The 23,711-nt window shown below is 72.2% G+C and carries 21 protein-coding genes; 6 read left to right on the top strand and 15 right to left on the bottom strand.

Features of this window, described 5'->3' with window-relative positions:
- Window positions 1-55 precede the first annotated feature (55 nt).
- On the bottom strand, window positions 56-700 hold the full coding sequence (locus ACFO60_RS33840; protein ID WP_380848996.1) for a hypothetical protein: 645 nt from the start codon (window positions 698-700) through the stop codon (window positions 56-58).
- Between the two features lie 193 nt (window positions 701-893).
- Here ACFO60_RS33840 and ACFO60_RS33835 point away from each other — a divergent pair, with 193 nt between their 5' ends.
- From ACFO60_RS33835 to ACFO60_RS33815, 5 genes are all read left to right on the top strand, one after another.
- Window positions 894-2,315 carry a sensor histidine kinase gene (locus tag ACFO60_RS33835; protein WP_380848993.1) on the top strand — a complete coding sequence of 474 codons (1,422 nt, stop codon included), beginning with the start codon at window positions 894-896 and terminating at the stop codon, window positions 2,313-2,315.
- The gene (locus tag ACFO60_RS33830; RefSeq protein WP_380848990.1) at window positions 2,312-2,914 is read left to right on the top strand and encodes a response regulator transcription factor; all 603 of its coding nucleotides are present in this window, start codon (window positions 2,312-2,314) and stop codon (window positions 2,912-2,914) included. Before ACFO60_RS33835 ends, ACFO60_RS33830 begins: the two co-directional genes overlap by 4 nt.
- Window positions 2,915-3,019: 105 nt before the next feature.
- Complete coding sequence (locus tag ACFO60_RS33825) at window positions 3,020-4,120, top strand: serine hydrolase domain-containing protein (protein WP_380848987.1); 1,101 nt, start codon at window positions 3,020-3,022, stop codon at window positions 4,118-4,120.
- Window positions 4,121-4,285: 165 nt separating this feature from the next.
- Window positions 4,286-5,233, top strand: a complete 948-nt coding sequence (locus ACFO60_RS33820) for a zinc-binding dehydrogenase (RefSeq protein WP_380848984.1) — start codon at window positions 4,286-4,288, stop codon at window positions 5,231-5,233.
- Between the two features lie 216 nt (window positions 5,234-5,449).
- Window positions 5,450-6,664 carry a glycosyltransferase gene (locus ACFO60_RS33815; protein ID WP_380848981.1) on the top strand — a complete coding sequence of 405 codons (1,215 nt, stop codon included), beginning with the start codon at window positions 5,450-5,452 and terminating at the stop codon, window positions 6,662-6,664.
- Between the two features lie 63 nt (window positions 6,665-6,727).
- On the opposite strand, the gene ACFO60_RS33810 is transcribed toward ACFO60_RS33815, so the two are convergent.
- The 3 genes from ACFO60_RS33810 to ACFO60_RS33800 form a co-directional block, all read right to left on the bottom strand.
- On the bottom strand, window positions 6,728-7,342 hold the full coding sequence (locus ACFO60_RS33810) for a response regulator transcription factor (protein WP_380848978.1): 615 nt from the start codon (window positions 7,340-7,342) through the stop codon (window positions 6,728-6,730).
- 269 nt (window positions 7,343-7,611) lie between these two features.
- Window positions 7,612-8,301, bottom strand: a complete 690-nt coding sequence (locus ACFO60_RS33805) for a hypothetical protein (RefSeq protein WP_380848975.1) — start codon at window positions 8,299-8,301, stop codon at window positions 7,612-7,614.
- A 12-nt stretch (window positions 8,302-8,313) separates the two neighbouring features.
- Window positions 8,314-9,186 carry a hypothetical protein gene (locus ACFO60_RS33800; RefSeq protein ID WP_380848972.1) on the bottom strand — a complete coding sequence of 291 codons (873 nt, stop codon included), beginning with the start codon at window positions 9,184-9,186 and terminating at the stop codon, window positions 8,314-8,316.
- Between the two features lie 173 nt (window positions 9,187-9,359).
- On the opposite strand from ACFO60_RS33800, the gene ACFO60_RS33795 reads away from it, so the two are divergent.
- Window positions 9,360-9,818, top strand: a complete 459-nt coding sequence (locus ACFO60_RS33795; RefSeq protein ID WP_380848969.1) for an Rv0361 family membrane protein — start codon at window positions 9,360-9,362, stop codon at window positions 9,816-9,818.
- A gap of 35 nt (window positions 9,819-9,853) precedes the next feature.
- Here ACFO60_RS33795 and ACFO60_RS33790 read toward each other — a convergent pair whose 3' ends face one another.
- The 11 genes from ACFO60_RS33790 to ACFO60_RS33740 all read right to left on the bottom strand — a co-directional run bounded on the left by ACFO60_RS33790 (window position 9,854) and on the right by ACFO60_RS33740 (window position 23,705).
- On the bottom strand, window positions 9,854-12,532 hold the full coding sequence (locus ACFO60_RS33790; RefSeq protein WP_380848966.1) for a glycoside hydrolase family 3 protein: 2,679 nt from the start codon (window positions 12,530-12,532) through the stop codon (window positions 9,854-9,856).
- Window positions 12,529-13,272 carry a PIG-L deacetylase family protein gene (locus ACFO60_RS33785; protein WP_380848963.1) on the bottom strand — a complete coding sequence of 248 codons (744 nt, stop codon included), beginning with the start codon at window positions 13,270-13,272 and terminating at the stop codon, window positions 12,529-12,531. Before ACFO60_RS33785 ends, ACFO60_RS33790 begins: the two co-directional genes overlap by 4 nt.
- A complete protein-coding gene (locus tag ACFO60_RS33780) occupies window positions 13,262-14,287 on the bottom strand; it encodes a glycosyltransferase (protein WP_380848960.1) in 1,026 nt (341 codons plus the stop codon). The genes ACFO60_RS33785 and ACFO60_RS33780 overlap by 11 nt, the downstream gene beginning before the upstream one ends.
- Window positions 14,284-15,543 carry a sugar efflux transporter gene (locus ACFO60_RS33775; RefSeq protein WP_380848957.1) on the bottom strand — a complete coding sequence of 420 codons (1,260 nt, stop codon included), beginning with the start codon at window positions 15,541-15,543 and terminating at the stop codon, window positions 14,284-14,286. Before ACFO60_RS33775 ends, ACFO60_RS33780 begins: the two co-directional genes overlap by 4 nt.
- A 26-nt stretch (window positions 15,544-15,569) precedes the next feature.
- Window positions 15,570-17,168 (bottom strand): flavin-containing monooxygenase, encoded by a 1,599-nt coding sequence (locus ACFO60_RS33770; protein WP_380848954.1) that lies wholly within the window; start codon window positions 17,166-17,168, stop codon window positions 15,570-15,572.
- 10 nt (window positions 17,169-17,178) lie between these two features.
- Window positions 17,179-18,357 carry a radical SAM protein gene (locus ACFO60_RS33765; protein ID WP_380848951.1) on the bottom strand — a complete coding sequence of 393 codons (1,179 nt, stop codon included), beginning with the start codon at window positions 18,355-18,357 and terminating at the stop codon, window positions 17,179-17,181.
- Entirely contained in the window at window positions 18,354-19,595 is a 1,242-nt protein-coding gene (locus tag ACFO60_RS33760) for a glycosyltransferase family 2 protein (protein WP_380848948.1), read from the bottom strand. Before ACFO60_RS33760 ends, ACFO60_RS33765 begins: the two co-directional genes overlap by 4 nt.
- 176 nt (window positions 19,596-19,771) lie before the next feature.
- Window positions 19,772-21,037 (bottom strand): sulfate adenylyltransferase subunit 1, encoded by a 1,266-nt coding sequence (locus ACFO60_RS33755; protein WP_380849126.1) that lies wholly within the window; start codon window positions 21,035-21,037, stop codon window positions 19,772-19,774.
- A gap of 15 nt (window positions 21,038-21,052) precedes the next feature.
- Window positions 21,053-21,973 carry a sulfate adenylyltransferase subunit CysD gene (gene cysD / locus ACFO60_RS33750; protein WP_380848945.1) on the bottom strand — a complete coding sequence of 307 codons (921 nt, stop codon included), beginning with the start codon at window positions 21,971-21,973 and terminating at the stop codon, window positions 21,053-21,055.
- Window positions 21,970-22,752 (bottom strand): SDR family oxidoreductase, encoded by a 783-nt coding sequence (locus tag ACFO60_RS33745; protein WP_380848942.1) that lies wholly within the window; start codon window positions 22,750-22,752, stop codon window positions 21,970-21,972. The genes cysD and ACFO60_RS33745 overlap by 4 nt, the downstream gene beginning before the upstream one ends.
- Window positions 22,737-23,705: a sulfotransferase gene (locus ACFO60_RS33740; RefSeq protein WP_380848939.1), complete on the bottom strand. Its 969-nt coding sequence runs from the start codon at window positions 23,703-23,705 to the stop codon at window positions 22,737-22,739. Before ACFO60_RS33740 ends, ACFO60_RS33745 begins: the two co-directional genes overlap by 16 nt.
- Window positions 23,706-23,711 lie beyond the last annotated feature (6 nt).

Genomic DNA, 23,711 nt, shown 5'->3' with positions numbered 1-23,711 from the left:
CGCCGGCACGACGGCCCCGAGCGCCAGGGCGCGCTCGCCGACCACGGCGCATCGGCTAGAACATGAGCAGCAGCCCGGCGGCGATCAGGATGTCCAGGACGCCGCACCACTCGGCGTACGACCGGGCCACGACCTTGCCGAGCCGGAGGTGGACGAAGTCCCAGACGCCGTGGAGCAGCCATCCGGCCGCCACGAGATATCGGCCCGCGTCCGGGTCGGCGGTCAGCCCGGCCAGCGCGAGCGCGCCGAACCCGATCATGCCCAGGGCCTGGGCCCTGAAGACGCCGGAGCCGCGCAGTTGCCCGTCGACGGCACCCCAGACCAGGACGACGAGCGCCGCGGCGGCGACGGCCGCGGCCGGTGTCACCACCTCCGCGATCCGCAGGACGGCGAAGGAGACGATCAGAACGGCGAGCGTCGGCCACGACGCCCGCCGGCTCCGCAGCTTCGCGACCACCAGATACAGCAACGGGAGGAGCAGGAGGATCTCCGCGACGGAGGCGACCACCGCGGCCGGATCGTCCCCGCCCCCCAAGGTGACGACCGCCAGCCCGAGTGCCAGTGCCGTGGGCCAGCGCCGCAGGACGGCGGTCCAGCGCCCGCGGTCCGGCCCGGGGCCCGGCCGAGGTGCGGCATCGGACGTGGACCGGGGCCCGGTTCCAGCGCCCACCGGTGTCCCGGCTCTCTCCGACGACGTCATGCTTCGCTCCTTCGCGTACGGGCGGGGGGTGTTTCTCCCCACGCCCACACTGCGGGAGGCGGGCCGACGGTCCGTAGTGCCGGAACCCGACCAGGAAACGTGGATCTGTCATCCATTCTGATGACATTTGTCATCTAGCCCCCCATAGCGGCCGTCCTGGTGACGAAGCGGCGACTGCTGCGAGAATGACCGCGTGGGTGACGTGCCGAACGAGCGCGGGACGGGGATCGGGAGCTGCCGCCGCTACACGTGGTGGAGCCTGGTCGGCACCTTCACGTTCTTCCTGGTTTTCGTCGTCGGGGGCCGGCTGCTGGTCCTGGACGCGCCGCTCTGGGCGAGGATCCTCGGGATCGCCGCGCTCACGGCCATGCTCGTGGCCGTCCCGGTGCTGCTCGACCGGCGCCTGCCGCGCACACCGGCGAAGTCCGCCCGTCCTGAGTCCGGGCGGCGGCCCGTCGCATGGCTGGTCGCCGTGGCGGCCGCGACCGTGCTCGGCGTGATCCCGCTGGCCGCGCGTGACTACGGGCCATGGCCGGTGGCGCCGGCGACGATGGTCTCGATCATCGCTACATTCCTGCCGCCGCGGCGACGCCGGCTGCTGATCGCCGCCGCGACGGTCGCCGCGGCGCTGCTCGGCGGGACCGTCGCCCTGGTCGCCGGCGACGGATGGCTGTTCGCGGCGGCGTTCCCGGCCGGGACGGTGGTCTTCACCGCCTGGATCGCGCTCGGCATGCTGTGGGCATGGGACGTCGCGGAACGGCTGGACCGGGCGCGCCGGCTGGCCGCCGAGCTCGCCGTGAAGGACGAGCGGCTGCGGTTCGCCGCGGACCTGCACGACATCCAGGGACATCACCTGCAGGTCATCACGCTCAAGAGCGAGTTGGCCGCGCGACTGGTCCACACCGACCCGGCGCGCGCCGCCGCGGAGATGAAGGAGGTGCGGCGGCTGTCCGCTGAGGCGCTCCAGGACACCCGCGCCGTGGTGCAGGGCTACCGCCGCACGACTCTGGAAGTGGAGATCGCCAACGCGGGAAAGGTGCTGGCCGCGGCCGGCATCGGCACCCGGATGCGGCTCGGCCCGGACGAGGACGGACCCGCGCTCTCGCAGACCGCCCGGCACCTTCTGGGCCTCGTGGTGCGCGAGGCGACCACCAACATGCTGCGCCACAGCCAGGCCGGCCACGCCGAGGTCCACTACGCGGTCACGGCCGGCCTCGCCCGTATGCGGGTGGGCAACGACGGCGCGGCGGACCAGGCGGGGGCCGCTGGAATGGAGGAGGGGACCGGCCTGCGCGGTCTGGCCGAGCGCCTCCACGCGGCCGGGGGCACGCTGACCTGGAAGCGCGACGGCGACCGCTTCGAGTTGACCGCGACACTGCCGTCCGGCGTGCGCGCAGGCGGGCCGGCCGCAGTCCCCGCGGGCCGGCCGGCCACGGTACCCGTGGAGCAGGCCGGCCCCGGTACGCGCCGGCCGGTCGCCGTGGTGTCCGTGGCACCCGTGGACCGGCCGGCCGGGGTTCCCATGGACGCGGCGGCCTGCGGTTCGCCGAAGGCGCGAGGCCGCGGCGGAGGAGGAACGGCGATGAGAGACGCCACCGAAGGAGGCGCGGGGTGATCCGGCTGCTGATCGCCGACGACGAGGATCTCCTCCGGGGGGCCCTGGCGGCGCTGTTGGAACTGGAGGACGACCTCACCGTCACCGCTGAGGCGTCCACCTCCACCGACGCCGTCCGGCTGGCGCGCGAGCACCGGCCCGACATCGCCGTGCTGGACCTTGAGATGCCGCCGGCGGACGGGCTGCGCGCCGCCGTGCAGATCCGCGCCGAGCTGGCCACCCACGTCATCCTGGTCACCCGGCACGCGCGGCCGGGCGTGCTGCGCCGCGCCCTCGCCGCCGGAGTGCGCGGATTCGTGCCGAAGACCACGCCCGCGGACAGGCTCGCCGAGATCATCCGTGACGTCGCCGCGGGCCGGCGCTATGTCGACCCCGATATCGCCGCCTCCGCGCTGACCGAGGACGACTGCCCGCTCACCGAACGGGAGCTGGAAGTGCTGCGCGTCTCACGGACGGGCGCGTCGATCGGCGAGATCGCCGCCCAGGTCAACCTCGCCCCGGGAACGGTGCGGAACTACCTTTCGGCGGCCATGGCCAAACTCGGCGTCCACTCCAGGCACGCGGCCGCCCACTATGCCTGGGAGCAGGGCTGGATCTGACGCCCGCCGTCGCCGAGGGCCGGATCCGACGTCCGCCGCCGCCGGCTCCGGCGAAACGGCGCCGATTATGTGGCCCCGTCCTCAAGGAGCGGTTAGGTTCCGTCCATGGCGGATATTCAAGGCACATGTGACGACCGGTTCGCTGCGGTACGCGAGGCTCTCGCGGCCACACTGGACGACCAGGACGTGGGCGCCTCGGTGGCGGTGTACGTCGACGGCGAGCCGGTCGTGGACATCTGGGGCGGCCACGCCGACGCCGCCCGCACCGTGCCGTGGGAACGCGACACCATCACCAACGTGTGGTCCACCACCAAGACCATGACCGCGCTGTGCGCGCTGATCCTCGCCGACCGCGGCGATCTCGACCTGGCCGCGCCGGTCGCCAAGTACTGGCCCGAGTTCGCCGCCTCGGGCAAGGAACGCGTCGAGGTCCGGCACCTGCTCTCCCACACCGCGGGTCTGCCCACCTGGGACGAGCCGATGGCGGTCGAAGACCTCTACGACTGGCCGAAGGCCACGGCGCGGCTGGCCGGGCAGTTCCCCCGCTGGGAGCCGGGCGCCAAGGCCGGCTACCACGCGCTCACCCAGGGATTCCTGGTCGGCGAGGTCGTCCGCCGGGTCACCGGCCGCACTCTGGGCACCTTCTTCGCCGAGGAGGTCGCCGGGCCGCTCGGCGCCGACTTCCACATCGGGCTGCCGGCCGAGCACGACCACCGCGTCTCGCCGATCATCCCGCCGCCGCCGTCGGCGGGCGACGCGGGCGAAGAATCCGGGAACCCTCCGGTGCGGGCCGAGGTCGCCAACACCTCCGCGTGGCGGCGCGCCGAGATCCCGGCCGCCAACGGGCACGGCAACGCCCGCTCGGTCGGCGCCGTGCAGTCGGTGCTGGCGAACGGCGGGACGGCGCGCGGGGTGCGGCTGCTGTCGCCGAGCGGCTGCGAGCGCGCCCTGGAGGAGCAGTTCAGCGGCACCGACAGCCTCCTCGGCGCGCCGATGCGCTACGGGATGGGATACGGCCTGGACGGCGGCCAGTTCCCGAACCCGCGCACCTGCTTCTGGGGCGGATGGGGCGGTTCGCTGGTCATCAACGACCTCGACGCGCGCCTGACGGTGGCGTACATGATGAACCGCATGCTCAGCGGCACGCTCGGGGACACTCGCGGCCTCGGCATCGCCACGGCCGCCTACGAAGCCCTCTCCGCATAGCCCCATAGCCCATAGCCCCATAACCCCATGGCCCCGGTCGGGCGGTTGACCTGAACTCAGGTTCATGTTGCATGCTGGCGCGTGCCGCCGCCGGATCGGGGCGGATGGCGTTCCGGTCATGGTCATGGCCATGACGACGCACTTGCGGGGGAGAGGACGGCGATCGTGCGGGCTGTGGTGATGGAACGGTTCGGCGGGCCGGAGGTTCTGCGGCTCACACAGGTCGAGGACCCGGCGCCGGGACCCGGCCAGGTGCTGGTGGCGGTCGAGTACGCGAGCATCACGTTCGTCGAGACGCAGGTGCGGGCCGGGAACGCCCCGCCGGTGATGGGGCGGCCGGACCTGCCGCGCGTTCCGGGCAACGGTGTCGGCGGTCAGGTGCGGGCCGTGGGAACGGACGTCGACCCGCGTCTGCTGGGGACGACCGTGGTGACGACGACGGGGGGCGCCGGCGGCTACGCCGAGCTGGCCGTGGCGCGGGCGCAGGACGCGGTCGCCGTCCCGGCGGGGGTGACCTTGCGCGACGCGGTGGCGCTGCTGGCCGACGGCCGTACGGCGGTGATGCTGCACCGGCAGGCGGAGGTCCAGCCCGGCGAATGGGTGCTGGTCGAGGCGGCCGGAGGCGGCGTCGGCACCCTGCTCGTCCAACTGGCGGCAGAGTCGGGCGCCAAGGTGATCGGCGCGGCGGGGCCCGGCAAGGAGGAGCTGGTCACCTCTCTCGGCGCGGTGGCCCACGTCGACTACACCCGGCCCGGCTGGGAGGGCCATGTGGTCGAGCTGACCGGTGGAACGGGCGTCGACCTGGTCTTCGACGGCGTCGGCGGGCCGATCGGCGCACAGGCCATGACCGCCGTGCGGGCCGGAGGGCGCGCCCGCGTCTACGGAATGGCGGGCGGCGCCTGGACCCGGCCCGGTGAGGGAGTGGAGGTCGTCTCCGGCGCCCCGCCGAGCGCCGCCGAGACGCGCGCGCTCACGCAGGAGGCGCTCGCCCTCGCGGCGGCCGGGACGCTGCGCCCCGTCATCGGCCAGACCTACCCGCTGGCCGAGGCCGCGAAGGCCCACCAGGCCATCGAGTCGCGCGCCACGACCGGAAAGACCTTGCTGATCGCCTGAAGCGCCTGATGGTGGCATGCCCGTGACGGGCGTCACCCAGCGCGCCGTCCTCTTTCCCACTTCAACGTATAGCGGAGAGGGGGACTTGCCGCAAGGCCCTGGTGGTGGCCCAGAATACGGGGCCGTGAGCCGCGGCGCCGCAGGTAGAAGGCGTGGGCTCACGTTCACGGTGCGGCCGGCCGGGCCGTGGCCGTGGCCGTCGCAGAAGGAGTCTTGATGCGCGTACTGCTGTCCACGATCGGGTCGCGGGGCGATGTCCAGCCACTGGTGGCGCTGGCGGTGGAGCTGAGGGCGCTCGGGCATGAGGTCCGCGTGTGCGCGCCCCCCGACTTCCGCGACCTGCTCGGCGCCCTCGAGGTCCCCTTCGTGCCCATCGGGCCCGAGGTGCGCCAGACGGCGTCGGCCGGTCCGCGCGTGGTGCCGACCCCGCCCACGCTGGAGCAACGGCGCCAGATGCTCGAAGGCACGGTCGCCGTCCAGTTCGCCACGATCCCGGCGGCGGCCGAAGGCTGCGACGTCATCGTGGGAGGCGGAGCCATGTCGATCGCGGCTCGATCGGTGGCGGAGCAGATGGGGATCGCCTACGTCTACGCGAGCTACTGCCCGGCGACCCTACCCTCCCCGCACCACGCGCCGATCCCCATCTGGGGTCAGGCGCCGGCGCTTGGAACGGCCGGCAACCGCACCCTGTGGGCGAAGGACGCGCGACGCTGGAACGACACCGTCGGCGCCGCTCTCAACTCCCACCGGGCATCGGCCGGCTTGGCCCCGGTCGAAGACGTGCGCGGCCACATCGTCACCGACCGGCCCTGGCTGGCCGCCGACCCGGTGCTCGGGCCCTGGCCCGAGCCGGCGGACCCCGGTGTGGTGCAGACGGGCGCCTGGATCCTGGCGGACCGGCGTCCGCTGTCCTCCGAACTGGAGGCGTTCCTCGACGCGGGCGAACCACCCGTCTATTTCGGCTTCGGCAGCGTTCGAGCCCCAGAAGGCGCCGGCAAGGTGATGATCGAGTCCGCCCGCGCCCTCGGACGCCGTGCGATCGTGTCCCGCGGCTGGACCGGCCTGTCCCTGGTGGACGAGCTGCCCGACTGCCTGTCCATCGGGGAGGTCGACCAGCAGGCGCTCTTCACGCGGGTCGCCGCCGTCGTCCACCACGGCGGGGCGGGCACCACGACGGCGGCCGCGCGAGCCGGAGCACCGCAGGTCGTCGTGCCCCAGCACTACGACCAGCCCTACTGGGCACAACGGGTCGGCCACCTCGGGATCGGAACCGCGCACGCGCCCGGCGCGCCGACCACCGACTCGCTGACCACGGCCCTCGGCCGGGCTCTCCAGCCCGATGTGGCGGAGCGCGCCCGGACCGTCGCCGCCGCGATGCGCGACGACGGGGCCGGGGTCGCCGCGCGGCGCCTGACGGTATCGGATGCCTGAGGTGTCAGCGGGGCCCGCGCCGGCGCGGGGGCAGTGCGGCCGGCCGGGACCGGTGGGCGGGGGTCAGGGGACCCAGCCGGCTTCGGTGGCTATGCGGATGGCGTCCACCCGGTTGCGGGCGTTGAGCTTCATGACGATGGTCGTCAGGTAGTTGCGCACGGTGCCGGAGGACAGGTGGAGGGTGGCGGCGATCTCGGGGGCCTCGGCGCCTTTGGCGGCCATGCGCAGCACCTGCAGCTCGCGTTCCGAGAGCGGGTTGTCGCCCACGTCCCAGGCGCTGAGCGCGAGCTGGGTGTCGATGACGCGCTTGCCGGCGGCCACGCTGCGCACCGCCCCCGCGAGCTGGTCGGCGGGGGCGTCCTTGAGCAGGAACCCGGACACGTGGGCGGCGAGCGCGCGGCGCACGGTGCCGGGCCGGCCGAGGCTGGTGAGGATGAGCGTGCGGCAGGACGGCAGTTGTTTGTGCAGCAGTTCGGCCGCGGTGAGGCCGTCGACGACCGGCAGGTCGATGTCGATGATCGCCACGTCCGGCCGGTGCTCCATGGCGGCGGACACGATCGTGTCACCCCGGTCGAGCTGTGCCACGACGGTCAGATCGGGCTCCAGTTCGAGCAGGGCCACTAGCGCTCCACGCACCATGTGGACGTCCTCCGCCAGGAGGATCTTCAGGGTGCGCACTAACAGATCCCGCTTTCCGCAGGCACCCGTACATCCCTTCGTCGATCTCGCCGACAACCCTATGTGCCCCGGCTCGCAAACGTAAGCGACATTCGGCTTTGACTTGTCCGGGCGTAAATGTTAAACGGCCGGATGGGAAGAATCGAGATGGAGTGCGGCCCGGATATGCGCCATGAGGGTGACCTCCCCGGATTCACCGATATCCGCGTTCGCCGGACCGGGGCGGTGCGTCACCGGCCGGCCGCCGCCGGTGCCCTCGCGGGTCATGGTCACCCGGGGTCCTCCAGTCGTGACATCATGAGCTCGTCCAGCTGGGCGCTGAAGTCCTGCCGGTCGATGTCGCCCTCATAGATCAGGGCGATCTCTCCTGGGGAGAGGTCGGGGGACAGGCAGTAGTACAGGTGGCCGCCGTCCGTGGCGATCTGCACCAGCCGGGTCGTGGACATCTCGGCGTCCTCCCAGCCGGGGACGCCGTCCGGGTAGTCGGCCAGGTTCGCCAGGGTGTCCATGGAGACCGGCCGGGCGGGGCCGAACGCGGCCTGCCTTCCCGAGACGAAGCCGGCGTGGACCTCGCGGAGGAACACCCGCAGCGGCCCGGGGAAGCTCTCCCAGAATGGCGGCGGTTCGCCGAAGTCACGCGGATCGTAGCCGATCCAGGAGACGTACCCGCCGTCCTCCGCCTCGGCGACGTAGACCAGGACGGGACGGTCGCCGGTGACGCCGGCCCGGACGTCGAAGAAGCGCGTCTCCAATGCGCCGGCGAACCGGGGGACCAGATCGAGGAACTCCCGGCTCCACAATGCCAGGGCCGACCGGTGACGGTGTGCCGGGTCGGATGACCGGGCGATCGGCCGCCACGATTCGGGGAATCGGGTCACCTCGGCGGAGCCGGGTTCGACGAAGGTCAGCGCCAGTCCCGCCACCGTCTCGGCGATCTCGGCGAGGCCGGCCCGTGTCATCAGGCTCCGCTCCTATCCCTGGCTTTTCAGCAGCTTGTCGATGATATCTTGCAGCCTGCGTCGGGTCCGGTCTTCCAGTTGGACCTGGAGAGCCTTCCACGCGGGGGAGACATCGGACATGCCGAGCACGCTGCGCGATGATTTCGACAAGTTCGCCTTGTACGACATCCATTGCAAGTTGATCGGCGCGTGCGCCATGAGGAACATGTTCCTGGGGGTGAGTTCCGTGAAGCCCGGCATCTGGATGACCTGAGCCAATGGATTGATGTGGTCTGGGGTAAGCCCTCCGATGGTCATGCCGGAAGACGGGGGGTACGCCGGATCTCGCGAGCCGGGCACCGGCGGCAGCCGGCCCTGGAGGGCGGCGGCGCCCATCTCGCGCGGATTGTGCGATCGCAGCGCCAGGTACAGCGGCTGCAATGGTGCGGGCACCTCCCAGTTCTTCCCGCGCGCGGGCGGGGGCGGCGGCCTCCAGCCGGCGGGCAGTTTGTTCAGCGCGTCGGCGATCCTTTTCTCTGCCCTCTTGGTCGGTGTCGGGACGGCCGGAGAGTTCGGTTTGCCGTCCGCGAGCACGAGCATCGCGTCGATGCAGGCGCGCAGCCTCGCCACGATCCCGGGCTGTTCCGCCCTGAGCCTCGCCGCTTCGGCGTTGTAGGCGCTGTAGGCCGCCGCCTGCCTCGGCAGCAGGAAATGGTGCGGCTTGGCATTGTGGGCGGCCACCCGCGCTTTGAAGGCCAGCAACGTGGCCGTCTGCGCCGCGCAAAGGCGGGCCGGTGGCGGCGCCTCGGCGACCGCCGGCGAGACGGGGGAGAGCAGGGCGGCATAGAGGACGGCCGATGTCACGAGTGCGGTCAGGCGGCGTAATTTTCCCGGCCTCGACCTCATATTCACCGCACTCCTTCAACCGTCCATTGAAGTCCCGCACGATTTTCCGCATGGTATCTCGCGGAATCAACTCGGGGAAGGCGTCGATCGCTCGCTGTTGACAACGTCATCGGCGGGATTAGTCTCGGACGCGCGAGGCCTTTTCGCCCGGGAAGTCACAGGGGGTGCGAGGAGTGACCTACGGACCCGAGGACGCGGGCCGGACGCCTATATCGCCGGCCGGGCGCGGAAGGCCCTGGCCGCTCATCGTGGCGGCGGCCGGGTTGCTCGTCGCCGGCGCGGCGGGCATCGCGGTCTACCTGGTCGCCGGCCGGGCCGGAGGCGACGAGGCGACGATCCGCCGGCTGACGGAGAACTTCGCGGTCGCTGTGGCCCGGGAGGACCAGGCCCGGATCATCGGGCTGCTCTGCGCGGAAGAGGCGCGCGGCGTCGTCCAGGACGATGACTACGATCCGGACAACCACCGAGTGGTGTCGGGGCGAGGCACGGTGTCGATCCGCATCTCCGACATCCAGGTCGCCGGCGACGTCGCCAGCGCCCGCGTCACCCACAGGTCAAGGTCGGTCTCGACGCTCCACTTCCGGAGGGAAGCGGGCGGATGGAAGGTGTGCGCTCCGGCGGGGGAACGGTGAACGGCGGGAGCGGGGACGCTCCCGCCGTCCGCGGGTCAGGTCAGCCAGCGCACCTCGGCGATCTCCACGACGGTCCGGCCCTCGGTGTAGAGCATGAAGGGCACGTCCACGTGGCGCAGGTCCAGGCCGATGCGTTCGAGGTCGGCGAGCGGCACCTCCATGGTGGTCCAGGTCCCGGCGGGCAGCGCGCGCAGGGACGGCGCGAGGTCCAGCCCGGGCTGGGCGGGGTAGTCGTCGTGGCAGGCCACGTACAGCGGGAGGTCGGGAGCCTCGACGACCCGCACGTCGAACGCGAGACGCCCGCCGGCCTCGCGGTAGCCGCGCAGGTCACGCGGCGGCCCTCCCGGGGCCTGCGCGTAGACGAACGCCACGTACCCCTTGAACCGCAGCGACACCGCGCCCGGCCGGCCGGGGTCCTCGACGGGTTCGGCGCGGACGACCAGCGTGTCGGTGGGCCGCTCTGAGGAGATGTCCTCCCGCGACCAGGTGTTGTGCCCGCCGATGCGCAGCCGGTACGCGCCCTGCGCGCGGGGGCCGAACACCTCCAGAGGGCCGTGCGCCGGGGGGGCGGGCGGCGGCGGGGGCTCCTGGTCCGGCGGCAGGACGCCGGGGTCGGCGGCCGTGCCGGTGTCGTGCAGGGAGAGCCCGAACCCGTAGGGGAACAGCGGCTCGTGCTCGCCCTCAGGGGACAGCTCCTCCGCCGGCACCCGGTACCGGGGGATGTGCGGCGGGATGCGGTTGACGCTCATCGACCGCTTCCTGCGCGGCCAGCTGAAGGTGAGCCGGCCCTGGAAGTCGTGGGCCGGTTCGCCGTCCTGCCCGGTGAACAGCACGTCGGTGATCCCGGTCGCCTCGGTGCCGGGCAGCCAGGCCACCACGAACGCGTCGGACAGGTTGATCTCCTCGGTGACGTACAGGGGCCGCCCGGTGAACAGGACCGTCACCACCCGCACCCCGGCCTCGCGGAGCCTGCGCAGGGTCGCGAGGTCGCGGGCGTAGGACTGCTTGAGCCGGGAGTACTCCAGCGTCCCCCACGGCTTGATCGTGCCGCGCATCTCGGCGTAGGCGTCCTCGCCGATCGCGACCACCGCCACGTCGTAGCCGGCGGGGTCGGCGTGCTCCAGGTAGGGGTCCACCTCGCACCGGTCCTCGCCGGTGACCGAGGCCACGGCCATGGCGAGCGTCGTGGCGCCGGGCAGGTCGGACAGGGCGACGTCGTTGCCCTGCCAGCTCAGCGTCCAGCCGCCTGCCTGCTTGCTGATGTCGTCGGCGGCGCTGCCGGTCACCAGGACCCGCGACGCGGGGGACAGCGGCAGCGCGCCGCCCGCGTTCTTCAGCAGCACCAGCGACTTGCGGACGGCCTCGCGCGACAGCGCCCGGTGGTCCTCGTGGCCGAGCACAGGCGCCTCGCCGGCCAGCGACCGCTCGCGCGGGCGCGGCTTGTCCCACAGTCCGGCCCGCATCTTGACCCGCAGCACGCGCCGCACGGCGTCGTCGACGCGCTCGACGGGGATGACGCCGGACAGCACCTGCTCGCGGGCCGTGCGGTACACCGACTGCCAGGCGTCGCGCCCGGCGACCATCAGCACGTCGAGCCCCGCGTTGATCGCGTAACCGGCGTCCCCGATGGTGCAGCCGGCCACCTCGGCGTGGGCGTCCCAGTCGCTGATCACGATGCCGTCGAAGCCCATCGCGTCCTTCAGGACGTCGGTCAGCAGGTAGCGGCTGCCGCAGATCTTGTGGTTGTAGGCGACGGGGCGGCCGGGAGTGTGGTCGTAGTTGGCCGGGCCTGACCAGCCGCTGAAGGAGGCCATGACCGCCTGCGCGCCGGCCTCGATGGCGGAGATGAACCCCATCGCGTGGATGTTGCGGAGCAGGTCCTCCTCGCAGCGGGCCGTGCCCCGGTCCACGCCCTCGAAGGTGGCGCCGTCGGCGACCCAGTGCTTGATCGTCGAGATGACGTGCGCGTCGGTCGCCAAACCCCCGGCGGCGCCCTGCAGCCCGCTCACCATCGCGCGCGCGTAGGCGTACACGACCTCGGGGTCCTCGGAGTACCCCTCGTAGTACCGTCCCCACCGGCGGTCCCTGGGCGTGGCGACCGTCGGGGCGAAGGTCCAGTCCATCCCGGTCGCGGCGATCTCGCGGGCGGTGGCCTCGCCGATCCTGCGCACGAGGCCGGGGTCGCGGGCGGCGCCCAGGCCGATGTTGTGCGGGAAGATGGTCGCCCCGTACACGTTGTTGTGGCCGTGCACCGCGTCGGTGGCCCACATGAACGGGACGCGGAACGGGCGGTCGGCGTACGCCTCCTCGACGGCCTCCCAGTACGCGTCGACGGTCTCGACCCACTTCTTGACGTCGGCGTGCCGGTCGCCGCCCGGCCAGATGCCGGCCCCGTTCAGCGCCGAGCCGATCTTGTAGGTGCGGGCGTCCTCGACGGTCAGCTCGGCCAGCTCGGGCTGGATCATCTGGCCGAGCTTTTCCTCCAGCGTCATCTGGGCGACGATGCCTTCGACGCGCTCCTCGATCTCCGGGTCCCGCCCGTACGCCGACCGCACGCGCGGCCACTCCGGGAAGTAGGGCAGCCCGGCCGGCGCCGCCGCGTCCTTCGCCCGGTCCGCGGGCGCCGCGTCCTCGGCTGACCGGTGCGCGGGCACGGGGGTCCGCGCCGCGGGTGTCCCGGTCACGGATCCGCCGGTCACGGGTGTCTCGGTCACGCGTCCTCCCCGGGTTCGTCGATCCAGAACTCCTCGGTGCGCTTGGCGCGCAGGCGTGCGAGGAACGGCTCGGGCACCACCGTGCGGGTCTGCGCCCGGGAGTACAGCGTCACCTGGGTGCGGTGCTCCTCCAGCGCGTCGAGCTTGCGCGCCGTCCACGGCGTGATGTCCACGCTGACCAGCCGTTCGGTGGGGGAGGGCTCGCGGTGCGGCGCGGCCCGGTTGGTGAACTCGAACGCGGCCTCGGTGTCCTCGTCCCACACCACGTACTTGCGCAGGCGCGGCGCGAGGCCGAGCTCGGCCAGGCAGGCGATGACGCCTTCTCCGGTCAGCCGGTGGTCGGCGTTCAGCTCGCGCACGTCGTGCGGCAGGTACACCTCCGTCACGTCCCGGTGCTCGGCCAGCAGGCGGAGCACCTGCGCGCGGAAGGCGTCCGACGACGCGGACAGCAGGGTGTCGGTGTGTCCGAGCCACACCACCTCGCCGGGGTCGGCGCCGAGAGCCTTGGCCGCGGACTCGGCCTCCTTGCGCCGGACGACCGCCAGCTCCGCGGGCGAGGGGTCGGCGTCGATGCCCAGCACGGCGCTGTGCGAGCGCGACCCGTCGGTGGCGAAGACGATGACGACGTGGGCGCCGGCCGCGGCCTTCGCCGCGATGGCGCCGCCGCAGGCGATGACCTCGTCGTCGGGGTGTGGCGCGAAGACGAGGACCTTCTCGCGCGCCGCCGGGTCAGTGCGCATGCTCCACCACCTTGACCTGGGACCGCTCGCGCGCGGCCCGCGCACGGGCGCTCACGAGCTCCGCCTGCTCGAGCAGGGGCAGCCTCGGCGCCTGCGCCGTCTCCTCCGGCTCCGGCACGGCCCCGCCGGCCAGGTACTCCTCGCAGGAGGGCAGGCCGCGCTCGCGGACCAGGTCGTTGATCAGGAAGAAGTGGTTGCCGACGAGCAGGCGGGTGATCGGGGTGTCGAACTTCTTGGCGATGTACTCGTAGTTGCCGAGCGCGCCGCTGACGTTGGCGTCGTAGTCCTTGTCGTGCGGGTGGTGGATGGAGGCCGCCTCACGGCCGAGCACGAATTCGGCGCCCCCGCGGTGCAGCCGGTAGCCGATCTCGACGTCCTCGCCGCCCCAGCTGGTGAACCACTCGTCGAACCCGCCGATCTCGCGCAGCAGGCCGGTGGGCGCCGACACGTTGCACGTCCAGTAGACCAGCCATGGGGCCGGCTGGCCGGAGAAGTCGTCGGTGTACAAGGCGTAGAAGTCCTCGCGGATGTCCAGCCACTGCTCCTTGGCGCGCAGCATGCCGATGGTGGCGTCGGGGTTGCCCGCGTCGATGACGCGCAGCATCTGGGCGCCGTCCTCGTTGCCCTCGTTGAAGCAGTACACGTAGCCGACCACCGCCACCGGGCCGGAACGGGCCGCGTGCTCGGCCAGGTGCGCCGCGATGCAGCCGGAGGCGAGCAGGACGCCGGAGTCGACGAAGACGCACACCGGTCCGCGCGCGTGCGCGATGCCCACGTTGCGGGCCTTGGCCACCCGGTAGCCGCGGTCCTCCTGGTAGAAGTACCGCAGGTCGAGGCGGTCCTTGAACGACTCGACGACGGCGGCGGTGTCGTCGCTGGACCCGTCGTCGACCACCAGCACCTCGAAGCGGCCGGCGTCCGGGGTCTGCCGGGTGAGCGAGTTCAGCGTGTGGGCGAGCAGCTCGGCCCTATTGTACGTCGGGATGATGACGGTGCACGTCGGCGTGCTGTTCATGCGTTTCTCCTAAGGACGACGGAGAGGAGCGCCGCGGCGGACAGTGCGGCGCAGGCCCAGAAGACGTTGGTGAAGCCGACGTACTGGGCGACGAGCCCGGCGACGATGCCGCCGAGGAACATGCCCGCCTTGAACGCGCTGGAGTACAGCGAGGAGGCGACGCCGGGACGGTCGGGCATGGAGTCCTGCAGGATGGTGACCGGGATGCTGAGCGCGATGGCCGTCCAGATGGCGTTGGGCACCTGCAGCAGCAGCAGCGCCGGCTTGGACGTCGCGAAGGGCATCGCGCAGAAGAACAGGGTGGCGCAGACGGCGGCGCCCATGACCACCCGCCAGTGGCCGATGCGGTCCGCCTTCGCGCCGATGTACATGATCGCGGGGATCTCCAGCGCCGACCCGAGCCCGAGGACCAGGCCGGTGAATCCCTTGTCCATCCCCAGGTCCTTGGTGATGTACAGCGCGATGTCGAACTGGTACATGGCGTTGACGGCCAGCAGCAGCACGATCGTGACGAGCAGCGCCATGACCTTCGGGGTCATCCCGGCGAACGGGTTGCGCGAGTCGCGCGGCGGCGCGGCCGCCGCAGGTTCGGCGCCGCCGGTCTCCGAGGCGTCGGAGGCGATGATCGCCGCGGCGCTGTCCGCGCCGGGGGGCGGCCGCCGGTCGGTGTTCGGCAGCCCCAGGAAGCAGATGAGCCCGCCGATGGCGTAGAGCACGGCGGCGACCCCGTACAGGGTCTCGAACCCGCGTATCGCGATCAGCCCGAACGCGAGGGGCGGGCCGATGATCCAGGCCAGCGAGGTGACCGCCCGCAGCGCCGAGTTGAAGAACGTCACCCCGTGGCCGCGGGTCTCGGCGAGCTCGCGGGTGTAGGCGAACATCTGCGGGAAGGTGGCGCCGCCGAGCCCGAACATCACCGCGGAGGTGAGCAGGAGCAGCCAGTAGTCGCGCAGCAGCAGGTAGCACAGCGCGCCCCCCGCCGCGAACATGGCGCACACGCCGAGCACGATCCTGCGGTTGCCGACGCGGTCCGACAGCACTCCGACCGACAGGTCGGTGCAGATCTCCGCGATGGCGCGCCCGGCGATGAACGCCCCGATCATCAGCGGCGTGGCGCCCACGGCGTCGGACAGGAACAGGCTGACGGTGGGCACCACCATCGCGCCCCCCACTCCGATCGCGGCGGTGGCGCCCGCGAGCCGGGTGACGGCGCCGTCCCTGAAGATCCCCAGGCCGCTGCTCTTCGTGGAATACACATCGTCTCCTTGGGTGAGGGCGGGGGCTAGACGGCGTCCGTCGGGAGGCGGGACCGGGCGGCGTCCGCCCGCGGGAGGGACGGGACGGGGTCCGTGCCGGGACGCTGGCGGTAGGGCAGCGACGGGGCGACGCGACGCGACGGCGGGACGCCCAGCGCTCCGAGATGGTCGGCGGCGTCGATCTGCCCGGACGTCAGCAGCGCGTCCAGCGCCGGCCGGGGCAGCCAGGCCAGGACCCGATGCTTCAGCTCCGCCAGGTCGAACAGCTCGTCGAAGGGCGCGGGCAGGTCGGTCCGCGCGCCGGGACGAAGGTTCGCCGGGTCGACGAGACCGGACACCAGCCGCCAGTAGTCCGCGAAGTGGGTGGCGGGGTCGGGCAGCGCGCCGCTCGCCAGGCCGATGCGGACCGTCTCCAGCCAGCAGTCGTAGTAGCGCCGGTCGTGGAGCGCGCCCATGTGCCGCTCGCACCAGGCGGCCATCTCCTCCCGGCCGGGCAGCTCGGCCTTGCCCGACAGGACGGCGAGCGCCCATCCGGCGATGGCCTCGAAGTACGGGCAGGCCGTGCCGAACGCGTCGGTGTCCACCGGCGTGTTGACCACCACCAGGGTGGGGTCCCGGTACCAGAAGAAGTGCTCGTACAGTTCCTCGCGGCGGAAGCCCTCGATGAACCCGTAATCGGGCATCTGGTAACCGAGGCACATGATCACCACGTCGTACCGGTCATCGGTGCCGTCGGCGAAGACGACGCGGCCGTCGGCGTCGAACCGCTCGAACGCCGCCCGGGCCCGCACGTCGCCGCGGTGCACGTGCGGCACGATCTTCTCGTTCACGTGCACGGCGCCGTGGAAGCCGCTGTCGGGCAGCAGCCCCGTCGCGCGGTACATGCCCATGTACTCGGGCAGCAGCCGCTCGAGCCACTCCAGGTAGGCGGCGTAGGACATCTCCTCCATGGCGACCCGGCCGATGTAGGAGAACAGCATGTCGTTGGGCAGGCCGCCGCAGTCGCGCGGCAGGAACAGCGCCTTGCGGCGCACCGCCCAGTCGACGGCCGCCGCGTGCCCGACCAGTTCGGAGGCGATGTCGGCCCCGCTCACCCCGCCGCCGGCCACCAGCACGCGCAGACCGCGGAACGCGTCCGGGCGCCGGTAGTCCTTGGCGGTCAGCACGCGGACGCCGCGCGGCGGTTCCGGCGCGCCGGGCGGCACCCTCGGCCGCCACAGCTCGCCGCTGGCGACCATGACCGCGTCGAACCGGGCCGTGACCGGCACGCCCCGGCACACGGCCGTGACACGCCAGTTCCCCTCGCCGCCGGCCACCCGGGTCACCTCGTGCCCGAACCGGATGACCGGCGCCACCTCGAACCGCTCGGCGTAACCGCGCAGGTAGTCGTGCACCTCGGCCACGGTGAGGAAGTCGCCGTGCGGCTCCGGGGCGAAGTCGGAGAACGGGAAGCCCGACCGCGAGGTCTGCATCCTGACGCCCTCGTAGGCGCCCAGGGACGCCGGGTTCCAGATACCGCCCACGTCGTCGTGCTTCTCGAAGACCACGACGTCATGTCCCGCCTCCAGCGCCTGCTTGGCGCTGGTGAGGCCCGCGGGCCCCGCTCCGATCACCGCGATGCGCATTCCCGCCGCCCTAGATGAAGGGGTCGAAGTCGTCGGACAGCTCCACCGGGCGTCCCCTGCCCGGCAGCGCCGCGATCTCCAGGTTGGTCTGGTGCCGCGCGCAGTGGAACCGGCAGTCCGTGCTGGGGTCGACGACGGTGGTGTCCGCCTTCTCCCACAGCTCGGCGAAGGACATCTCGTTGATGTCGCCGAGCCTGGCCTTCTCGTTGCCCCGGTGGTAGGGGCAGACGAACACGCCGTTCGGCGTCACCGTCGTCCGCAGCTCGGCCACCTTGCAGGTGGTGTACTCCTTGGGCTGCACCGGGTCGTGGTCGTGGCGCACCGTCTCCCAGTTGGACGAGCCGAGCAGGTGGAACGAGCCGTCCTCCAACTCGCGCAGGCGGGCCACCTGCTCCTCCACCAGAGCGACGTCGGCGGGCGCCTGGTTGACCGTGAAGTGGTCGTCGTCGAGCATCGCCTTGAGCTCGAAGTAGTCGCAGCCCAGCTCCTTGGCGAGCCTGCCCGCGTCGTACACCTCGTGGTAGTTGGTGTCGACCACGTTGCCGTCGGCGTCGCGGCGCTGCATCAGCAGGAACGAGTATCCGAGCGCGCCGCGCTTGCGTTCGGCCAGCGCCCGCATGTTGTCGAGGATCGTCGGGAAGACGCTGGTCTTGCGGCGGCTCGGCCGGAACTTGTCGTAGGTCTCCATCGTGCCGGCGTCCATCGACACCCGCACCCAGGACACCATCTCGGCGATCTGGTCGATGTATCGGCCGATGAGCGTGCCGTTGGTGACCAGCCCGAGCTGGATGCCCGCCTCGTGCAGGATCGTCATGATGGTCCCGATCGACCGGTGCATGAGCGGCTCGCCGCCGCCGATCAGGATCACCGCCTTGACGCTGGAGGCCGCCAGCTCGTGCGCCAGCTCCACGATGCGGTCGCGCGAGAGCTGGCCCTTGTGCAGCACTCCGGCGCTGATGCACTCGGGGCAGGCCAGGTCGCACAGCGTCGTCGGGTCGAGGTCGACCACCAGCGGCGAGCTCAGCCTGCGTCCCTGCGCGACTTCCGCGGCGCTCGGGTAGATGGATCGCTGGAACAGCTTGCCGGCCAGGTCGAGGTTGCGGTCGATGCGGTCGGTGCCGAGGGTGCGGCCGGCTCCCGCTCCCGCTCCGGCTCCGGCGGTGGCGGCGAGGTCCTGGATGATGGTCACGCCGCCTCCACCGCCTCAGGGGCCTTGGCGTCCCGCGTTCCGCCGTCGAGTCCGGCGGCGAAGCGGTCGATGCGCCCGATCGGCTCCTCGGGCTTCCAGCTCAGCGGCGGGATGTGCGCGTTGGTCAGCTCGCCGTCCTCGCGCAGCGCCGACGCCGGGGGGTGGCGCAGGTGCAGCAGTGTGTCGGGGTAGCTGTCGTAGGCGTTGGCGAAGTCGAAGCGGTAGTTGAAGTCGATGTCCTCGCCGCCCCAGCCCTCGTAGCGCTCGTCCATGCCGTCGACGCGGTGGAACGCGCTGGTGCGCACCCACAGCGAGCAGCCGGGCCCGCGGCGCAGGGTGTAGCCCCGCAGCCGGTCCAGGTCGGGCTCGCCGGCGCCGCCCCACAGCCGCTCCCTGATCGCGCGCTGGCTGGACGGGGTGTCCAGGCACAGCATGTTGCGGTAGGTCAGGTGCCCCATCGTGCCGGGCCGCTCGAACCGGGCCGCGTTGCGGGCGACGAAGTCACGGTCGGCGAGCACGTCGGCGTCCAGGATGGCGACGACCTCCGAGCGGCCGGGGGAGTTGACCACTCCGGCGTTGACCGCCCACGACTTGTTGAAGGTGTCCGCCTTCGGGGCGAACAGGTAGTTGTCGGCGTAGGGCTCGATGACGTCGCGCCAGCGCGGGAACGAGTCGGACTCCACGACCGTGACCTGGTAGCGGTCACGGGCGAAGGACTGGTCGCGCAGAGATTGCAGGCAGGCCAGCAGGTTGCGCAGGCGGGCGCCGCCGGTGTCGCGGTCGCGGAACGGCACGACGATGAGCACCTCGGGGTCGGCGCCGGGCGGCAGGCCGGGCCCCGGCGGCAGGGTGCGCAGGTCGTCTACGGTGACCGCGCCCTCCTTGGCCGTGTAGGCGGCTCCCATGTGGTGGCCCAGGCGGTTGTTGCACTCCGACTCCCAGGCCAGGTCGAAGATGCGGTCCAGGGCCGGCCCCTGCGCCTCGGGCGCCTTGAGGGCCTCACGCAGGTCGGCGTACCGGCCGGGGTCGGAGGGTTCGGCGATCAGGGCGCGCCCGAGCTCCCTGATGACAAGGTCGTCGGCGTCACGGACGGCTTCCACCACCGCGCCGGTGAACGGGCGGGCGCACTCCCAGTAGTACAGGCCCGACTGGGGCGCGTCGGGGTCGAGGGCGACCGCGATCGAGTCCACGACGGCGGTGGCGAGAGTATCAAGATCCGACGGTCGTAAGGTCGGCATCGGAGCTCCTTCCAGTGCTGTTTCAGCGGGGGGAACATGCGGGCACGTCGTTGACGAGACCGACGGTACGAAATGCGGCGGTGCCGGGTTAATGCCTGGCGTTACTCCATTGGTGTCGGGCGGTACTCATTTCCCGCGAGGGGCGGCGCCGGCACCCGGGCCGGCCGGCGATGGGGTCAGGCGATCCCGCCGGAGCCGGTGATCATGCCGGCGCCCACCGTGGCGTTGGTCGCCTCGTCGATGAGGATGACCCCGCCGGTGAGCCGGTTGCGGGAGTAGGGGTCGCAGAACAGCGGCTGGGTGACGCGCAGGCTCAGCCGGCCGATCTCGTTGCGGCGCAGGACGCCGGCGTCCTGGTCGCGGTGCAGAGTGTGCACGTCGAGCCGGTAGTGCAGGTCGCGGACCAGAGCCCGCGCGGTGCGGGTGGTGTGCTTGACGGCCAGCGTGGACCCCGGCCGCATCGGCTGGTCGCCCATCCAGCACACCATCAGGTCGATGTCCTGGGTGACCGCCGGCGCGTTGCGGGGACGGCAGAGCATGTCGCCGCGGGAGATGTCGATGTCGTCGGCCAGCCGGAGCGTGACCGACATCGGCGGGAACGCCTCCCGCACCGGCCCGTCGAGCGTGTCGATCGCGACCACCCGGGTGGTCAGCCCGGACGGCAGGTGCAGCACCTCGTCGCCGGGACGCAGCGTCCCGCCCGCGAGCTGGCCGGCGTAACCCCGGTAGTCGTGGTGGGCGCCCGACTGCGGCCTGATCACGTACTGCACGGGGAAGCGCAGGTCGACCAGGTTGCGGTCGGAGGCGATGTGCACCGTCTCCAGCAGGTGCAGCAGCGAACCGCCCTCGTACCAGGGCATCTCCATCGACCGCTCGACCACGTTGTCGCCGTTCAGCGCCGAGACCGGCACGAACGTCACGTCGGAGGCGGTGAGCTTGGCGGCGAACGCCGTGAACTCGTCCTTGATGCGCTCGAAGACCTCCCTGCTGTAGCCGGCCAGGTCCATCTTGTTCACGCACACCACGATGTGCGGCACGCCGAGCAGGCTGAGCAGGACGGCGTGCCTGCGGCTCTGCTCCAGCACGCCCTTGGTCGCGTCGACCAGGACGATGGCCAGGTCGGCGGTGGAGGCGCCGGTCACCATGTTGCGGGTGTACTGCAGGTGGCCGGGCGTGTCGGCGATGATGAACTTGCGCTTCGGCGTCGCGAAGTAGCGGTAGGCGACGTCGATGGTGATGCCCTGCTCCCTCTCGGCCCGCAGGCCGTCGGTGAGCAGCGCCAGGTCGATGCGCTCGTCGCCGCGGGACAGGCTGGCCCGCTCCACCGCGTCGAGCTGGTCCTCGAAGATCGATTTGGAGTCGTACAGCAGGCGGCCGACGAGGGTGCTCTTGCCGTCGTCGACCGAGCCGGCCGTAGCGAACCGCAGAATGTCCATGGTCAGCTCGATTCGCCGGGGTCAGAAGTAGCCTTCACGCTTACGGTCCTCCATGGCCGCCTCGCTGGCGCGGTCGTCGGCCCGGGTGGCCCCGCGCTCGGTGGTCCGGGCGACCGAGATCTCCTTGATGATCGATTCGACGTCGGCGGCGGCGGAGGAGACCGCCCCCGTGCAGGTCATGTCGCCCACGGTCCGGAAGCGCACCGTCGTCTCGTACACCGGCTCGTCCGGCGCGGAGGTCAGGTGCGGGTTCTCGGCGAGCAGCATGCCGTCGCGGTCGAACACCCGCCGGGTGTGGGCGAAGTAGATCGAGGGCACCTCCAGCCGCTCCCGCGCGATGTACTCCCACACGTCCAGCTCGGTCCAGTTGGACAGCGGGAACACCCGGATGTGCTCGCCCTTGCGGATGCGGGTGTTGAACAGGTTCCACAGCTCCGGCCGCTGGTTCTTCGGGTCCCACTGCCCGAACTCGTCGCGGAAGGAGAAGACGCGCTCCTTGGCCCGCGCCTTGTCCTCGTCCCTGCGGGCGCCGCCGAACACCGCGTCGAACCCGTGCCCGGCGATCGTGTCCAGCAGCGTGGTGGTCTGCAGCCGGTTGCGGGTCGGCCACCGGCCGCCCGGTTCGGCGACCCGGCCCGCGTCGATGGACGCCTGCACCGAGCCGACCACCAGCCGCATGCCGAGCTCGGTCACCCGCTGGTCGCGGAAGCCGAGCACCTCGGGGAAGTTGTGGCCGGTGTCCACGTGCACGGCGGGGAACGGAATCGGCGCCGGCCAGAACGCCTTCTCGGCCAGGCGCAGCAGGACGATGGAGTCCTTGCCGCCGGAGAACAGCAGGGCGGGGCGCTCGAACTCGGCGGCCACCTCGCGGAAGACGTGGATCGCCTCCGACTCCAGCGCGTCGAGCCGGCCCAGCTGGTAGTCCACCATGGTCGCGCTCATCCGAGCCCCCTGGTGTTGCCGCCGTCGGCGACCAGCACGGTCCCGGTGACGAACTTCGCCTGCTCGCCGGCGACGAACGCCGCCAGGGCGCCGAAGTCGCCGGGGTCGCCGACCGTGCCGAGCGGGATCTCCGAGGTGATCTCCTTCAGCGCGGTCTCCTTGTCGTGCGCGAGACGCGCCTCGAGGAAGGTCTCGAACGCGGGCGTGCGATGGCAGCCGGGCGCCAGCACGTTGACCGTGACGCCGCTCGCGCCGAGGGTGTGCACCAGGCCCTTGGCGAAGCCGAGCAGGCCGAGCCGGGCGGTCGCCGACAGGGCGGTGCCCGGCAGCGGCTGCCGCACCGCCTCCGAGGTGATCATCAAGATCCTGCCCCAGCCGGCGGCCTTCAGGTGCGGCAGCGCGGCCAGCGCCATCGCGATGTGCGGGAGCATGGAGGAGTCCATGGCCTCCCGGTACTGGCCGGGGGTGAAGGCGTCGGCGCGGCCGTGCGGCACCCCCGGAGAGTTGGTCACGACCACGTGCAGGGCGCCGAACTCCTCGGCGGTGCGCTCCACCCAGGCGGCCACCGCGTCGTCGTGGCGCAGGTCCACGGCGGTGCTCAGCACCCGCCCGGGCCCGGCGGCGTCCACCTCGGCGTGGGCGCGGGCCAGGCGCCCGGCGTCGCGGGCGGCGATGGACACATGGGCGCCTTCGGCGGCCAGCGCGCGGGCGACGCCGAGCCCGAGGCCGCTGCTCGCCGCCGCGACCAGGGCCACCCGCCCGGTCAGTCCGAGGTCCATCTCAGGCTCTCCTTCCCGATCGGGGCGCGACGGCGCGGCACCCGCACCGGGTAGTCGTAGCGGCGCAGCAGGGGCAGGGCGAGGGCGGTCGCGGTCACCGTGTGCCGGGGCGGCAGCTCGGTCCGCCAGCGCTCGTCCCCGCGGATCGACACCGCGCCGTGGGTCAGCCGGTCGGGATTGCCGGTGACGGTGTGGTTGGGGCCCAGGTGGACGGTCCCGCCGGCGTCGACCGGCGTCGCGTCGTCCAGCCCGGCGAACCGGATGACCCGTTCGACGACCTCGGCGGGGCCGGCGACCAGGTCCTCGTGGCGCACCCGCAGGTAGCGCTCGCCCGCCGCGGAGCCGACCAGTTCGGAGGCCGCGTTGAAGGCCGTCCAGTAGGCCGTGCTCGCCGCCGGGCTCATGGGGGAAATGTACTGCTTGCTCTTGTGGTACGAAAGGGCGGTGGCGCGCGGGTCGCGCACGACGTGCAGCACCTGCACGTCCAGGTCTTCGCGTCCCAGCAGGGCCGCGGCCTCGGCGGGGTACTTGGAGCCGTCGACCACCAGCCGCTCGCCGCCACGGGCGGCCAGCTCGCGGTAGAGGCCGGCCATCCGGTCCAGGACCGCGGTCACCGGGGCGGCCGCGGGGCCGCCCGAGCGCACCTCGGCCAGCCGGGCCCGCGTGTGACGGGTGCGCAGCGACCGTCGCTGCGCGGCCGTGACTCGGCGGGCCGCCTCGAGGTCGCCTTCGCCGGTCGAGGCGAGGACCGCCGACCACAGGGAGCAGGCGCGAACCTGCTCCCCGCAGCCGCAGACCGAGTTCGTACCCGCCCGCAGCACCCCGTTCTGCCATAGATAATGCAGCTCGCCCGCGTGCAGCACCCCGGGAAGCTCGTTGAGCACGTTCCCCAGGAGGGTGCTGCCGCTGCGCAGCCAGCCGGTGATGTACAGGACTCTGGGTCGGTCTGTCATCGCGCG

Origin of the sequence: Sphaerisporangium dianthi, from assembly GCF_042654065.1 — a bacterium.
GTDB classification, from domain to species: Bacteria; Actinomycetota; Actinomycetes; order Streptosporangiales; family Streptosporangiaceae; genus Sphaerisporangium; species Sphaerisporangium dianthi.
Note: the sequence above shows the minus strand (reverse complement) of the source record. Positions and strands in the feature narration are given on the sequence as shown.